The organism is Streptomyces sp. NPDC025784 (assembly GCF_055558435.1).
In genome coordinates, this window is the sequence record NZ_JBVHMN010000032.1 from 35,802 (window position 1) to 50,062 (window position 14,261).

Here is a 14,261-nt window from a genome sequence, read left to right on the forward strand (position 1 = left end):
CCGTCGTAGTGACGGCAGTTCGCGGCACCGGCGGCCGGCCCCGGTCGCGCACCACGCGCATGGCCCTGAAACGGACCATCGACATGGTGGGAGCGAGCGTCCTGCTCCTGCTGCTCGCTCCGTTGCTCCTGGCCGTGGCCGTCGCGGTGAAGGCGGACTCACCGGGACCGGTCCTGTTCCGGCAACGGCGCACGGGCTGGCACGGCCGCAACTTCGACATGCTCAAACTCCGCACCATGCATGTGGGAGCGGAGCGCATGAGAACCGAACTCGGCGCCCGCAACGAGACAGACGGGCATCTCTTCAAGATCCGCGAAGACCCCCGGATCACTCCCGCCGGCCGCTGGCTGCGCCGCTGGTCGCTGGACGAACTGCCGCAGCTGCTCAACGTGTTGATGGGGCACATGTCGCTGGTCGGTCCGCGGCCCCTGCCGGTCCAGGACTCCTCCTTCAGCGGGGATGCCCGTCAGCGTCTGCTGGTCCGGCCCGGCCTCACCGGGCTCTGGCAGATCGGCGGCCGCTCCGATCTCAGCTGGGAGGACGCGCTCCGTCTGGACCTGGAGTACGTGCACGCCTGGTCCATCCGGATGGACCTGAACATCCTCGCCCGGACGCTGCCGGCCATCGTGCGCGGCGAGGGCGCCTACTGACCCGGTGCTCAGCGCCGCACCGCTGCCCGACGAAGGGAGACGCGCATGCCGCGTCGCGGAGAACGCCCTCCACCGCACCGGGCGGGCAGGGCGGCCCGGTGGTGCCGCCGTCGGCCCCTGGGCGCCCTGATGTGCGCCGCCGCCGCACTGGCCCTGACCGCCGCCGGCTGGATCCTGGCCACCGGGCTGCTCGCCCGCCACGAACTGCTGGCCGCTCAGCAGGCACTGCAGTCCCTGCGACGCCAGTCCGCCCCGGGGGCGCCGGCCGGGGACGCCCCCGCCGGCGCTGTCGGCAAGGCCGCCGGCCACGCGGCCGGAGCCCACCGCCTCACCACCGGCCCCGTCTGGTACGCCGTGGCGCACGTCCCTGTCCTCGGGCGGCCCGTGCGTACCGTGCGCGGCGCCGCCGACGCGGCCGACCGGCTGACCCGCGACGTGCTCACACCCCTGGTGGACACCGCAGGGAAACTCGCCGCCGGCACCGGCTCCGGCGGCGGCCACCTGGACCTTGCCGCCTTGAACCGGGCGGCCCCCGCCCTCCAGAAGGCCGCCCGCAGCGCCGTGGAGGTACGGGCGGACGTGGCTGCCCTGCCGCACCACACATGGCTGCCGGCCGCAGACACGGCACGGCTGCAGCTGAGCGGACAGCTCGACCGGATCGCCCCGGTGGCCAGTGAGGCCGCCGTCTCGGCACGGGTGCTGCCGTCCATGCTCGGCCGAAAGGGCCCGAGGCGATACCTGGTCGTCTTCGAGAACACGGCCGAGGCGCGCGGCACCGGCGGGCTGCCCGGAGCGTTCGCGGTCCTGACCGCCGACCGTGGACATCTGGGGTTCGAACGCTTCGGCAACGACAGCGAACTGGCGCACGTGCGCGCGTCGGTCGACCTGGGCGAGGAGTACGCCGCACTGTACGGACGCCATCAGCCCACCGGTATCTGGGTCAACGCCAACCTCAGCCCGCACTTCCCGCACGCGGCGCGCATCTGGAGTGCCATGTGGCGCGAGCACAGCGGCCAGGACGTGGACGGCGTCATCGCGTTCGACCCCAGCGCCCTGGCCGGTCTGCTCTCCAAGGCCGCCCCCGTCCGGCTCTCCGACGGAACCGCCGTCACGACAGCGAACGTGGTCGATCTGACCGAGCGCACCAGCTACGCGCTCTTCGCGGACACCACCGCGCGCAAGGCCTTCTTCCTCGACATCGCCCGCGCCACCTCGCAGGTACTTCTGGACAGTGCCGAGGACCCGGCCAGGCGCTCCGGGCTGTTCACCGCTCTGCACGGGCAGTTGCTCCAGGGCCGGGTCAAAGCGTGGAGCGCCCACCCCGTCGAGCAGCGGGAGCTGGCATCACTTCCCGCCGCGGGCGTCCTGCCCGACGGTCCCGCACCCTTCGCCGGACTGGTGATCAACAACGCGGCGGGCACCAAGCTCGACTTCTACCTGGACCGACGCGTGGACTGGGCAGCCGCGCGCTGCACCGCCGCCGGACGCGAGGTCACCGTGAGGGTCAAGCTGACGAACCGTGCACCGGCATCGGGGCTGCCCGCCTATGTCACGCAGCGCGTGGACGCTCCGCCCTATGCGACCCGGCCCGGTGACAACCGCCTGCTGGTCTCGTACTACGCGACCCGCGGAGCACGGCTGGTGCAGGCCAGCACGGACGGACGGACAGCCAGGCTGAGCCAGCTGACCGAACGCGGACATCCGGTCCTCTCCGTCGACATGGAACTGCCCCACGGTGCCACCCGCACCCTGGTGCTGAGATTCCTCGAACCCCCCTCGAACCGCGCCCCCCTCTTCCTGCGGCAGCAACTGGTTAAGCCGGTGCAGTTCACCGCACACACCGGTCCGTCGTGCTGACGGCTGGCCGCCGTTCGGGCCTCACGGCCCCCGGGCGGGCCTGATCCGGCAGGCCGGGTCCCGCCCGCGCAGCCGAGGGCGCCGCAGACGCGCTGATCCCCCTGCCTCACCCTCGGCCAGCGGGATGTCCCGGTCAGCCAGACGTCCCGGTCGGCCGGATGTCCCGGTCGGCCGGATGTCCCAGTACCGCCGAGGCGATGTGCTCCACCGCGTCCGCAATCCGCCGGGCGACCTCCCGCGCCACCTCCGCAGGGGCACCGTGCGGATCGGCCACGTCATCGTCACCCCGCCCGGCGCTTCCTCGCCGCGAGGCCGCTCCCCTCACCAAAAGCGCCGCTCTCCCGGCGGGGTCGCTGACACCGGCGGCGTCCTGCGGCCTCATCAGCCGCGTGAACTCCCGCAAGGTGAAGGCCCGCTGAAGAGCTTGTACCGGGCAGAGCCGGACGGCTGCCTCGCGGTGTTCGGCGCCGGCGCCCAGCACCAGATCGGCCTCTTCCACATGAGCCGCGGTCAGCCGGCGGGCGACCGCCCCCCGGGGGTCGCCACCCAGTTCGACGAGCAGACGGGCGGCGAAGGGGTCCATGGGGGTGCCGGCGATCCCGGCGGTGCCCGCGCTGTGCACCTCGAACCCACCGTGCGAGGAAACGAGCCGGGCCCTCAGCAGACGTTCGGCCACAGGAGAGCGGTGCAGGTTGCCCGTGCACACGACGAGGATCCGAAAGGGCCGGGCCGCTTGGTGCGGGGCTGATACGGCAGAAGAAGGGAGCACAGCCGCATTATCGGCCCCCCACCGGGCCGTTCCTCCGCTCGCCTCGCCGGGCCTTTCCGACCTGCGCTGCGCCGCGTTCCCGGGCTGCCGGAGGCGAACCAGGGCCCCTCCGGCCGGCCCTGAGCCCCCGCCAGGTCCCCGGTCCGCTGCCCGAGCGCGACGCCACGACACCCGCACCTGGCTCGCCGTCCATCGGCACCGAGGTGGTGTGCCGCGGTGCGCCTCGGCCCGGTAGCAGCCTGCGCAAGGGGCGGCGGCCGTTGCGGCACCCGTGCTTCGCCGAGGGTGTCGTGAGGGCCGCTCGGGGTGTCTGCAGGGAGCGCGACATCCGCCCCATCCTCTGGCACAGAGGCGTGACCCGTGCTGCTCGACCCGCCCGGGCCCCTCCCCGCCCACCAGCTGCCGCACTGGCCCTACGTGCAAGCCGTCGACGCCGCCCTCACCCGCTCGCGGCATCCCGCCCGGAGCGGTGCGCGCCGACCGCACCAGCCGCGAGCCGGGCGAGACCATGCACATGGTCCTCATCTGGGACGTCAGCCGCACGGCCGGCCGGCACGGTGTACACCCCCGCTGGGGCGAGGAGGAAGGCTGGTCCTGTGCCCACACCGGCGCCGACCCGCGCATCCGCACACCGCGCAGCCCTGTCCCGACGTATCGATCGCGCCCGACGGGCACCGTGGCCCGGCATCGGGATCGGGCGGTGCCCGGTCGGGTCATCCTTGGGTGAGCACGATCTTCTTACCGCCGGCCCCTCCGGTGACCACCCGGGCGAACGCAGCCGGTCCCTCGCTCAGCGGCAGGGGTTGCGGTGCGAGTGTCAAGTCTCCCGCTGCGGCCTGCTCCGCCAGTCGGGCAAGCTGCGCGGCGTCGGGCTCGACGTAGAGGTCCCAACTCGTGATGCCTCGTTCCTCCGCAGGCGCGTCCGAGGTCAGCGAGCACAGCCGGCCGCCGTCCCGCACCAAGGGCAGGGCGGCGTCCGCGGTGCCGGAGGCGATGATGAGGGCGGCGTCGAATCCGCCGCTTGCCTTGGCCGGCCAGTTCGGGTCGTGGTAGTCGACGACCTCCACCGCGCCCAGACCCAGCAGGCGCTCTGCGGCGGCAGCAGACGCGGTCGCGGTCACCTCGATGCCCTCGGCCGCGGCGAGTTGGATGGCCAGGGCGCCGGTGGCCCCGGCTCCGTTGGTGATCAGGAGCCGCTGTCCTCGGCCGAGGTCCAGCTTCTGCAGGGCCTGCACCGCGGTGAGTCCGTTGACCGGCAGCGCCGCCGCGCGTACGGCGTCCAGGCCGGGTGGGCAGGCTGCCGCGTGATCCGCGGTGATCAGAACGCGTTCGGCCCAGAAGCCGCTTCCCCCGGGCAGCGGGGCCTCGTGTACGAGCACCCGGTCGCCTGCGGCGAACCCGCTGACACCCGCGCCGAGGGCCAGCACCTTGCCCGCGCCCTCCACTCCCAGCGCCGCCGGGGGACGCAGCCCCACGTCCCAGCTCCCGCCGTTGAGCAGTTCGTCCCACGGGCCGACCCCGGCCGCCTCGACCGCCACCAGGATCTGACCGGGCCCGGGAGATGACGGCTCGGGCAACTCCAGCAGGGCGACTTCCTGGCCGGCCCCGGATACTCCACACGCCTTCACAGCAGATCCCCGTCCTCCTACGCAGTCCGGCCGACCAAAAGGCACGGGCCGGAAACCCAAAGCAGGCAGCAGCGTCGACCTCGGGATCCCCGACAGAGGCCGCTCGTGGTCTCAGCCGCATCGGTGCCGAGCCTATGCAGCCAGTGGCTCGGACTTGTGGTCCATTTGAAGCGTGTCCGACTGGGCCAACCGCGAAATGGATCGGCCCGTTGCCTGGTGCGGCAGTAGATGCCCGCCGAGGGCACAGGCCGACGCAGTCAACGTGGGCTCCCAGATTGTGACGCCCGCCGACGGGAGGCAGGGTGGTCTCGAGAGTGTTTGAGCGGGGCAGAAGGCGCACGGCCCACGGATGCGGGCCGTGGCGTGTCCTCATCGCGAAGCACGTCGTGCGGGCCGGAAACCGGCGAACTCGGGCACCGCCGAACAAGTGGGCCGGTACACCGGTCCGGACCGTGGTGGCCGCCGCAGGATCGTCCATTCCGGGCAGGCTTACGGAGGTGTGGTTCATGTCAGAGAAGAACCCGGAGCACGGGACCATCGGCGGCGTCTCCTTGCCGCCCGAAGTCAAGTTGTTGCAGGAGGTCACTCCGCCCTTCTTTCCCGAAGGTGGTTCGGGAATGACCATCCTCGTCGAGTGGCCTCCCGGTCACCCCGGGCTCCCGCCGCACCGTCACTCGGGCCCGTCGTTCGGCTACGTGATGGAGGGCGCCCTCCGGTTCGAGCTCGAGGGTGAGCCGGAGCGTGTCGTCGAGGCCGGTGGGACGTTCTGGGAGCCAGGCGGTGACGTGATCCACTACCAGGACGGCAACGCCCTGTCGGACGCAATGACCAAGTTCGTGGTGACCATGGTGTGTGCGCCGGGTCAGCCGATGCTCACGTTGGTCGACGAGGAGGAGCTGAAGGAACGGGCGCACCTGCGCGCCCCGCGTCCCTCCGAAGGCTGACCCGCGAGATCGGCAGGGCCTTCCGCCATGCCGGCCGCCAGGACTGGGACAAGCTTGCCAAGCTCCTCAAGCCCGTCTACACGGCGCCGACCGAGGAGGCCGCTCTGGAGCGGTTCGCCGAGTTCGCCGATGCCTGGGGCCGGATATCCGGCGATCGTGAAGCCGTGGGGAACGCCTGGGAGGAGCTCACCCCGTTCCTGCGGTTCGACACCGAGATCCGCCGGACCGTCTGCACGACGAACGCGATCGAGTCGGTGAATGCCCGCATCCGTCGGGCGGTCAAGGCCCGCGGTCACTTCCCCAACGAGCAGGCCGCCTTGAAGTGCGTCTCCATGGCCATCATGTCGCTTGATCCCACAGGCAAGGGGCAAGCCCGCTGGACCGTGCGGTGGAAGACCGCCCAGGTCCTCAGTGACTGCGCATCGCAGAAGGACAGTGCTCCGCCGCCCGGCCTCTTCTTCACGGGCCTGCAGGCACGGCTCCGAGCATGCCGCCAACAGTCTCCAGCCGTCCCGCTCGGGATGGGACGGATCGATTGCCGACGAATCCGGTGTGACCGCCGCCACCACTGGGTGCCCCATGCGTGGTTGGAGCCGGCGGTGGTCACGTCGACGGCCAGAGCGGCCGTCGCTGAGCCAAGGGTGCCTTTGGGGCCCATCGTCAGCGCGGCGAGCGCCGGCACAGCGGTGAGGACGGTGCCGGTGACCAGAGTGTGTGCGGGGCAGAGCTCGATGCCCAGCACGGCCAAGGCGAGCGTGAACGGCACGCCCTGCGTGAGTCTGAACCAGGCTCTGCAGTGGCCGCCCGCCTCCCTTCAGGGCGGCGAGAGGAACAGCGACCGCATGGGCATGGTTCAACCCCGCCTCGGGACGGCTCGATGCTCCACTCATCGCTCGCTGCCTCCCTGTCCCGGTGCCGGCCGAACTCAAGGCCCTTCTGTTGTTTCGGTGTGCTGTTGTGCCCAGATGGTCTTTCCGTCGGCGTGGTCGTGGGTGCCCCAGCCGTCGGCGAGGGTGGCGACGATGAACAGTCCTCGTCCGGTCTCGTCGATGGTGCGGGCGTGCTTGACGTGCGGGGCGCTGGTGGATGCGTCGCTGACTTCGCAGGTGAGTGTTTTTCGGTCGAGGATCAGGCGCAGACGCAGGGGCGGGGCGCCGTAGCGGCTGGCGTTGCCGACGAGTTCGCTGGCGATGAGCTCAGTGGTGTAGGCGTCGTCTTCGTTCACGTTCCAGGTCTCAAGCTGGCGGCGTACCGCGGCGCGGGCCAGAGGTGCGGCTTCGGGGCCGGCCGGGAGGGAGCGGATGAGGACCTGCTCTGCCGGGAGTGTTTTGGTGCGCGCGAGTAGCACGAGCGCATCCTCGGACCGGTCGTCGTCGCGCAGCGCGTACGCGAGGGTGTCGCACAGGTCGGTCAGAGGTCGGCCTGCGGCTTCGTTCAGGAGGTCGCGCAGCGGGGCGGTGGGGGAGAGGACCGTGTCGGCCAGAGCGGCTGTGCCGATCGCCAGGGTGCTGCCTGGGGGGAGGTCGATGGTGGTGGCGGGGAAGGGGGCGTTGCCTGTGCCGGCGAGCAGAGGGCCTGCCGGGACGTTCAGAGTCGCAAAGCTGCCGTCGGCAAGGATGACGACGGGCGCGGGCAGGCCGGCACGGACGAGGGTGCAGGTGAGTTCGACCGGGTCGTAGAGCGCGATCAGGCATCCGGCTGTGAGCGGTTCGCGGTGCAGAGGGTCGCCCGTCGGCAGGGCGGCGCGTTCGGCGGCCAGGCGGGCGGCGGTGTCATTGAGACGGGCCATCAGTTCATCCGGCTCCAGGTCGAGCGCGGCCAGACAGTTGATCACGGTCCGCAGCTGGCCCATCGTGGTGGCGGCGGCGATTCCACGCCCGGCCACATCGCCGACGATCAGCGCCGTGCGTGCCCCGGCCAGGGTGATGACGTCGAACCATGCACCGCCGCCGGCGACGCCGGGAAGGTGCAGGTGCGAGAAGTCCACCGTGGAGGGCACTTGCGGCTGCTGGGGGAGCAGCCTGCGCTGCACGGTTGCCGCGATCGTGCGTTCCCGCGCGTAGCGGCGGGCATTGTCGATGCAGAGGGCCGCATGCGCGCACACATCGGTGGCCAGCGCCATGTCCTCTTGCGTGAACGGGTCCTGGCCCTCGTGCCGGTAGAAGCTCACCACGCCCAGCGCCTCGCCCCGTAGGGCAAGCGGAGCCACGATCAAGGAGTGCGCGCCGGAACGGCTGATCGCGTCCGCCCGCGGCGGGTCGGCCGCGAGCCACACGGTGTCCTCCTCCACCGACAGCAGGCGAGGCTGCAGGTCGCTCAGCACCCGCGCGTACGGAGTGCCGTAGGGCAGGTGCCGCACGTCCCCCACCGGGTACGCCGACACCTTGCCCCGGAAGGCTGCCCGGCGGAGGGGGACATCACGGTCGACCGGAACCAGAGGCGGTGCCTGGCCCCGCACCACGTCCTCGATCACCTCCACCACCGCGATGCCCGAGAACGCGGGCACCACAGCGTTGACCAGCTCCTCGCAGACAGTGATGACATCCAGGTGTTCGCCCACCCGTGTGCGAACCGCGTCCAGCACCGACAGGCGCTGCAGGGCCTGCTCGCGGTCGGTGACGTCGACGGCAGAGGCCACCAGACCCAGGACGTCACCGTCCGCGTTCTCCAGCCGCACGTAGCTGACGGAATAGATACCGCGCCTGCCACCGTTCAGCCGGGCCACTCCCCGCACCAGCCGGTCGAGCGCCGGCTGCCCACTCTTCAGGACGCTGCGTGCGGCCGCCTGTTCCTGCTCGGGCTCAGCCAGCTGATAGGCCTCCGTGAAGAGGCGGCCCAACAGACGGTCGGTGGGCACATCACGCAGTGCGCGCGTTGCCGTGTTCACCCGGACGATGCGCAGCTGGTCGTCCAGCACATGCAGGCCCACCGGGGACTGGGTGAACATAGCCCGCAGGATCGCCATGTCCTGGCCGCAACGAGCGTCACGCGCAGCGCGGACCTCCCACACCACTGACGGGCCTGCCAGTACGGGCTGGACGAGTACAGGGGCCGCATCCTCCACCCCAGTGCGCCACGGCCCATCGGCCACCGCCTCACCCACGAGGGCGGCCACGAACTGGCCGACCGCCTCGTGCGCACTCCACCCGAACATCTCCTGCGCCGGATGCTTCCACTCGATCACCCGTCCGCTCTCATCCACGCGCATGAGCAGGTCGCCGCCGAACATGGACAACACACACCTCCACCCCATCCATGCCCCCGCGGACGCACAATGGGGCTGCTCAGCCGCAAGCAGCCACCGATCGGCCGAGACGGCTCTGGATGCGCTGGGCCGACAGCGGCGCGCATGGAGACGGGGCCCCTGCGGACGCGCCTTGGCATGCGCGTTCACAGGGAACGTCCCTGCGCGGATGGGCGGCACAACTGCGGGCCATCCGGGAGGCGGGCGCAAGACCAGCCCCCAGAGAGGACCGCCTGGGGGAAGCCGTCACGGTGGGACTTGATCAGCCATGTGACACTCCGTACCGACAGTGACCCCCAGCCAGCCAGAACGGGCGGGCGAGGGCGAAGCCGGACGGCGGTTCTGCCACCAGCATCAACTGCAACCGCGGTCTGCGGGAATCGGCGCCGCCCCGCGCGCTGTCTGGGACAAGGGGGCACGTCCTGCTCGTGCTGTCGCCTGAGTCCACGGGCAGGACGCGCGATCACCCAGACGGCACCCTTTGAAGGGTCCCTGCTTCATTCTCCGCCCGCCGGCCACCACGTGCGTAGCCAGGCCGGGTAGCAAGGGTCTGCCCTTCCACAAGGACCTGCTCACGCGACTGACGCCGCTCGGTCAAACCTGCCTGAAGATCGGCCTGTCGCCGTCTGCGTGTTCCTGCCGTGTCTGGATGGGGATGTGGCTGCCGTACCGTCCTCGGACAATGGTCCGAAGGTGGCTCTTGCGCGGCTGGCGGTTCTCAACGAACGGATTGCCGCGCAGATCGTGCTGGGTGCCTCTATTGGGGGTTGTCACGCAGTCCGGCCAGGAGGTCGGCTTGGCTTTGCAGGACACCGGAGAGGATGCCGCGTGCGACGCGCAGGAGTTCGGCGAGGTCGTCGTTGGCGAGGCGGTAGTAGACGTTGGGGCCTTCACGGCGGGTGGACACCAGGTTCGCTTTGCGCAGGACGGCGAGTTGTTGGGACAGGGCGGCCGCCTCGACCCCGGTCTCGGGCAGCATTTCGGCGACGGCGTGCTCGCGGACGCTGAGCAGTTCCAGAACACGGATGCGGACTGGGTGGCCAAGGGTTTTGAAGAACTCGGCCTTGAGCTGATAGAGCGGGGTCTGCAGGGGGAGGCTCTGGCTGGTGCGGGCCTGGGCCGTCTTGCCTGCGCGCGTCCGTGGCACCGTGTTCCACCCTTGGCCTTCTCTTCGGGGGTGGCCGGGGCCGCCCTCGTCTGTACCGCGTGACCTCCACAATTGCAGATTCTTGCAACTCCTGAAAACCCGCGGGCCGGAATCTGGGACGGACGGCCCGCCACTCGTGCCCGTGTAGCCGCGAGGGTACGGGTTCGGGGCAGGGTGCCCTTTGGGAGGTTCCCGCGTGGACTGGCGACGGTGACTGCCCGGCCGCGGACTGCGGGCCGGTCAGGTCCGAGGTGACCGGCCTGGCGCCGCAGGCAGGGGCCCACCCGCCGAGCGGGTGGAGCGAGCGTCTTGTCGCCTCGGCCTTGAGGAGACCGACGCCGGTACGCGCCATTGGTGCTGGTGTGGCACTGGCTCGTCGATGCTGACCGTTGTGGTCATAGGGGCAGGGTGATCCAGATGGTCTTGCCGTGGCCGTCGGCGTCCGCGTGCACGGCCAGGGTGCCGCCGAGTTCCACGACGGTTGCGGCTACCAGCGCCAGTCCGCTGTCGGGGGCGTAGACCAGGGCCTGGTAGGGGGCGGGCTGGTAGGGGTGGCGGTCGTGGACGGCGAAGGCGAGCGTGCCGGGGCCGTGCGCGAAGATGACCGTGATCATCGGAGATGTGTCGACGGCATGTTGGACGGCGTTGGCAGCCAGCTCCGACAGGACGAGCAGCGCGGGTCCGATGCTGGGGTGGCGCAGGCCGACACCGCACTCGTGGAGGACGGCTTCGGCGGTCTCCCGCGCCATCTTCACCGCCGTCCCCATGGCGGGGACGGTCAGCACATGACGGAACGGCAGGGGTTCGTCTGGCAAGGCCGTGGTCACCGTCTCTGCCTCGTAAGGGGGTGGGCGAAGGGGAGCGGGCGAGTGCGGACGGTGAGCCGGCCGTGCCTGGTCCCGTCGGGCATCCGCGGGGTCTGGGTGCCGGAGATCTCCGGGACTGTCTGCTCGGCGGGGGCGGTCATCGGGGTGCTTTCCGGGTGCGGTGAGGGTGGTGGGGCAGGAGGCCGGCCTGTGTGAGGAGCTTGCGGGCCGCGGTGATCGCCTCGGGGGTGGTGGGGTACTCCTGGTCGTCGTGGCGTAGGAGATCCAGTGCGCCGACGGCGTCCAGGACCTGGCGCTGGCCGGGCCGGATCCCGGAGGCCAGTACGGCGATTCCCCGGCTGCGCAGCTTGTCCACCGCGTCTTTGAGGACCAGTGCGCCGGTGGCGTCCATGGTGGTGATGCGGGACATGCGCAGGATCACCACGCGCACATCGGCGACCTCGGCCAGTTCGAGGAGGAAGCGGTGGGCGCCGGCGAAGAAGACGGGGCCGTCGATCCGGTAGGCGACGATGTGTTCGGCGAGCAGGGCGTGCTCTTCGTCGCTGTGCTCGCCGAGCACGTCGGGCCGGAAGTCGACCTGGTCCATACGGGCCTGCTGGGCGACCGCCCGCAGCGCGAGAAACCCGGCGACCACCAGGCCGATGATGACCGCGTAGACCAGGTCGAGCACCAGGGTCGCGGCGGCCGTCAGTACCAGGACCAGCGCATCGGAACGGGTCGCTCGGGCCATGGCCCGAAGCGAGCCGACCTCCACCATCCGGATCGCGGTCGCCAGCAGGACACCGGCCAGCGCTGCCAGCGGGATCCGGGAGACGAGCGGGGCAGCGGCGAAGACGATGATGCCGAGGATCACCGCATGGGTCAGGGCCGCGAGCCGGGACGAGGCGCCGGAACGGACGTTGACTGCGGTCCTGGCGATCGCCGCCGTTGCCGGGACCCCGCCGAACAGCGGGGCGGCCAGGTTCGCCACGCCCTGCCCGAACAGTTCCCGGTCGGGATCGTGTTTCTGGCCCACCGTCATGCCGTCCGCGACGGTCGCCGACAGCAAGGATTCCAGCGCGGCCAGTGCCGCCACCGCCACGGCCGGAGTCAGCAGCGACCCGATCGTGGACACGCTGAGGAAAGCGAACGAGGGAGCGGGCAGCCCGGACGGCAGGTCGCCGATCGGTGCCGCCCCGTGCAGGTGGAAGACCTGGACCAGGAGCGTCGCGGCGACCACCGCGACGATCGAGAACGGAATCGTCGGCCGCCACCGCGCCCCGGCCAGCATGAGGACCACCGATCCGAGCGCGAGGCCGATCGCGGTCCAGTTCGGCTGCTCGGCGAAGGCCGGCAGCGACCGCCAGGCCACCGCCAAGACCTTCTCTCCCTCCGGCTTGTCCACCCCCAGCGCGTTCGGGACCTGCTGCAAGCCGATCACGCAGGCGATCCCGAGGGTGAAGCCCTCGACGACAGGCGCGGGCACATACGCCATGTACCGGCCGGCTCTCAGCAGCGCCAGAGCGATCAGCAGTATCCCGGCCATCAGCCCGACGGTGAGCACGCCGCCGGGCCCGTACGCCGCGACGATCGGGACCAGGACCACCGTCATCGCCCCGGTGGGCCCGGACACCTGAAGGTTGGACCCGCCCAGCAATGCCGCCAGCGCACCAGCCACCACTGCGGTCGCCAGACCCGCCTTCGCCCCGAGCCCGGAGGAGACACCGAAGCCGAGCGCGAGCGGCAGGGCGACGATCGCCACGGTCAGCCCCGCCAGAAGATTGCGACCCGGATCTCGGGCCATGAGCGCATAGTCGGCGCCGGCCGGCAACACGGTCCGCAGCCTCCGCGCGCACCGCAGCACAACGCTTTTCACCACGCGATCCGCCTCAGGCCATCGAGCAGGCCGCTCCGGCAGCAACGTCGCAGCACCGCTGACTGCTGCGACATCGCCGACGGATCCACCGCGATCGCGGCCGGCAGGCCCCGCCTGGACAGCGGGCCCTCTCGCAAGAGCTCCAGCACCTGGACACGCATCAGGTCCTGTCCGGGCATCTGGAAGGAGGTTGTCGCCAGGTACAGCGCAAGCGGCACCGCTCGTCCACCCTTCCCCATGCTCAACCGCCCCGGCGCGCGGGCTGTACCGCGAGTGCCAAGGGCCCACAGACATCAGGATGTATTGAATTGCAGAAATTTGCAATTCATTGAAGTTGTAGACCATGAGTAGTCCTCCGAACCGTGCGGCTGCACCGCAGCACCCGGCCGCTCAGGCAGGCCCGCCCAGTGGCGGGAGGGCTTGGGTGATGAGCGGACGCGAGGCCATCTATGGCGTGGCTGCTACGACACCGGCTGCCGGGACGTGGTCCTGGCGGCTGAGGGCCACGCTGGGAAGGGCAGCATGTGGCAGAGGAGGCATCACGACGCGAATCGCCGTCGCAGGCGCTACCGGGAACATCGGGACCCGCACAGTGCGGCCCTGGAACAGGCCGGACACGAAGTCGTGCGGATCAGCCGCTCCCTCGGCATGATCGAGTCCTTTGCCTCTGACGCCGCCGGCGATCAGCGGGCGCCGTATTGCGTCTGGACCGCCTCGTACAGGTCACCACCGATCTCGGCCTCGGCCTCGGCCGCGAGGCTCAGGCCGGCCGCCCGCACCGGGCCCAGCCGTGCTGGGACGGGCCGCAGAATGAGCTCCTGTGCCGCCACGGCGACCCGGCGTACCTGGGCGAGTTCGCTTTGTCGGTGGGTCCGTGCCGCATTGCTCATGGTGACACTGGCGAGGGAGACCATGAGCAGTCCCAGGAGGTTGCCGAGGACCTGCTGGGTGCCCAACACATGGTTGGAGCCGGTGGGTGGTCACGCCGACGGCCAGCGCGGCCGTCACTGCCCCGAGGGTGCCCTTGGGGCCCATTGCCAGCGCGGCGAGCGCCGGCACAGCGGTGAGAGCCCGGAGCTCGCGCCGGCGGTCGCGCTCGGCGGGGACTGCCTCGCCGACATCGCACTGCTCCGTGCCGAGCTGACCGTGTTCGGGTTGGTTGCCTCTGACCCGACGTCTCCAGCCCGATCGACGGCCTCGCCACCGCCGGCGAGCAGGCACTGGTCGAGATCCGCGCGGTTGGGTCCCAAGTCCGCAGCCAGGTAAGGAAGTTACTGTGCTTTTCGTTAGTTCCGTGGGCGCAGGGGTTTCGGCGGGGTGAGCATGTTGGTGTGCTTTCC

At 70.9% G+C, this 14,261-nt stretch carries 11 protein-coding genes and 1 pseudogene; 4 read left to right on the top strand and 8 right to left on the bottom strand.

What is annotated here, in order from left to right:
• The first annotated feature begins 59 nt into the window (after positions 1 to 59).
• Together ACZ4IF_RS42790 and ACZ4IF_RS42795 are read left to right on the top strand one after the other, a co-directional pair.
• Entirely contained in the window at positions 60 to 650 is a 591-nt protein-coding gene (locus tag ACZ4IF_RS42790; RefSeq protein ID WP_467574130.1) for a sugar transferase, read from the top strand.
• A 45-nt stretch (positions 651 to 695) separates the two neighbouring features.
• Positions 696 to 2,507: a DUF4012 domain-containing protein gene (locus ACZ4IF_RS42795; RefSeq protein WP_467574133.1), complete on the top strand. Its 1,812-nt coding sequence runs from the start codon at positions 696 to 698 to the stop codon at positions 2,505 to 2,507.
• 133 nt (positions 2,508 to 2,640) lie between these two features.
• Here ACZ4IF_RS42795 and ACZ4IF_RS42800 read toward each other — a convergent pair whose 3' ends face one another.
• Positions 2,641 to 3,213: an arsenate reductase/protein-tyrosine-phosphatase family protein gene (locus ACZ4IF_RS42800; RefSeq protein WP_467574136.1), complete on the bottom strand. Its 573-nt coding sequence runs from the start codon at positions 3,211 to 3,213 to the stop codon at positions 2,641 to 2,643.
• A gap of 776 nt (positions 3,214 to 3,989) precedes the next feature.
• Positions 3,990 to 4,904, bottom strand: coding sequence for an NADP-dependent oxidoreductase (locus ACZ4IF_RS42805; RefSeq protein WP_467574140.1), 915 nt, complete (start codon positions 4,902 to 4,904; stop codon positions 3,990 to 3,992).
• 506 nt (positions 4,905 to 5,410) lie between these two features.
• On the opposite strand from ACZ4IF_RS42805, the gene ACZ4IF_RS42810 reads away from it, so the two are divergent.
• The gene (locus ACZ4IF_RS42810; RefSeq protein WP_467574142.1) at positions 5,411 to 5,848 is read left to right on the top strand and encodes a cupin domain-containing protein; all 438 of its coding nucleotides are present in this window, start codon (positions 5,411 to 5,413) and stop codon (positions 5,846 to 5,848) included.
• Positions 5,755 to 6,138: pseudogene (locus tag ACZ4IF_RS42815) on the top strand (transposase); the annotation flags it as partial. The gene ACZ4IF_RS42810 and the pseudogene ACZ4IF_RS42815, both read left to right, overlap by 94 nt.
• A 635-nt stretch (positions 6,139 to 6,773) precedes the next feature.
• On the opposite strand, the gene ACZ4IF_RS42820 reads toward ACZ4IF_RS42815, so the two are convergent.
• The 6 genes from ACZ4IF_RS42820 to ACZ4IF_RS42845 all read right to left on the bottom strand — a co-directional run bounded on the left by ACZ4IF_RS42820 (position 6,774) and on the right by ACZ4IF_RS42845 (position 13,877).
• Positions 6,774 to 9,077, bottom strand: a complete 2,304-nt coding sequence (locus tag ACZ4IF_RS42820; protein ID WP_467574145.1) for a SpoIIE family protein phosphatase — start codon at positions 9,075 to 9,077, stop codon at positions 6,774 to 6,776.
• A gap of 772 nt (positions 9,078 to 9,849) precedes the next feature.
• Positions 9,850 to 10,182: an ArsR/SmtB family transcription factor gene (locus ACZ4IF_RS42825; protein WP_467574196.1), complete on the bottom strand. Its 333-nt coding sequence runs from the start codon at positions 10,180 to 10,182 to the stop codon at positions 9,850 to 9,852.
• Positions 10,183 to 10,634: 452 nt separating this feature from the next.
• Positions 10,635 to 11,006 (bottom strand): ATP-binding protein, encoded by a 372-nt coding sequence (locus ACZ4IF_RS42830; protein ID WP_467574199.1) that lies wholly within the window; start codon positions 11,004 to 11,006, stop codon positions 10,635 to 10,637.
• Positions 11,007 to 11,202: 196 nt separating this feature from the next.
• The gene (locus tag ACZ4IF_RS42835; protein WP_467574148.1) at positions 11,203 to 12,849 is read right to left on the bottom strand and encodes a SulP family inorganic anion transporter; all 1,647 of its coding nucleotides are present in this window, start codon (positions 12,847 to 12,849) and stop codon (positions 11,203 to 11,205) included.
• 68 nt (positions 12,850 to 12,917) lie between these two features.
• Positions 12,918 to 13,139 carry a hypothetical protein gene (locus tag ACZ4IF_RS42840; RefSeq protein WP_467574151.1) on the bottom strand — a complete coding sequence of 74 codons (222 nt, stop codon included), beginning with the start codon at positions 13,137 to 13,139 and terminating at the stop codon, positions 12,918 to 12,920.
• A 465-nt stretch (positions 13,140 to 13,604) separates the two neighbouring features.
• A complete protein-coding gene (locus tag ACZ4IF_RS42845) occupies positions 13,605 to 13,877 on the bottom strand; it encodes a hypothetical protein (RefSeq protein ID WP_467574154.1) in 273 nt (90 codons plus the stop codon).
• Positions 13,878 to 14,261: the final 384 nt, after the last annotated feature.

Excerpts from the sequence above, each read along its gene's own strand:
- ACZ4IF_RS42790 (WP_467574130.1), top strand. The coding sequence starts at position 60 with ATGGCCCTGAAACGGACCATCGACATGGTGGGAGCGAGCGTCCTGCTC.
- ACZ4IF_RS42795 (WP_467574133.1), top strand. The coding sequence starts at position 696 with ATGCCGCGTCGCGGAGAACGCCCTCCACCGCACCGGGCGGGCAGGGCG.
- ACZ4IF_RS42810 (WP_467574142.1), top strand. The coding sequence starts at position 5,411 with ATGTCAGAGAAGAACCCGGAGCACGGGACCATCGGCGGCGTCTCCTTG.
- ACZ4IF_RS42820 (WP_467574145.1), bottom strand. The coding sequence starts at position 9,077 with ATGTTCGGCGGCGACCTGCTCATGCGCGTGGATGAGAGCGGACGGGTG.
- ACZ4IF_RS42830 (WP_467574199.1), bottom strand. The coding sequence starts at position 11,006 with ATGGGGACGGCGGTGAAGATGGCGCGGGAGACCGCCGAAGCCGTCCTC.
- ACZ4IF_RS42835 (WP_467574148.1), bottom strand. The coding sequence starts at position 12,849 with ATGGCCCGAGATCCGGGTCGCAATCTTCTGGCGGGGCTGACCGTGGCG.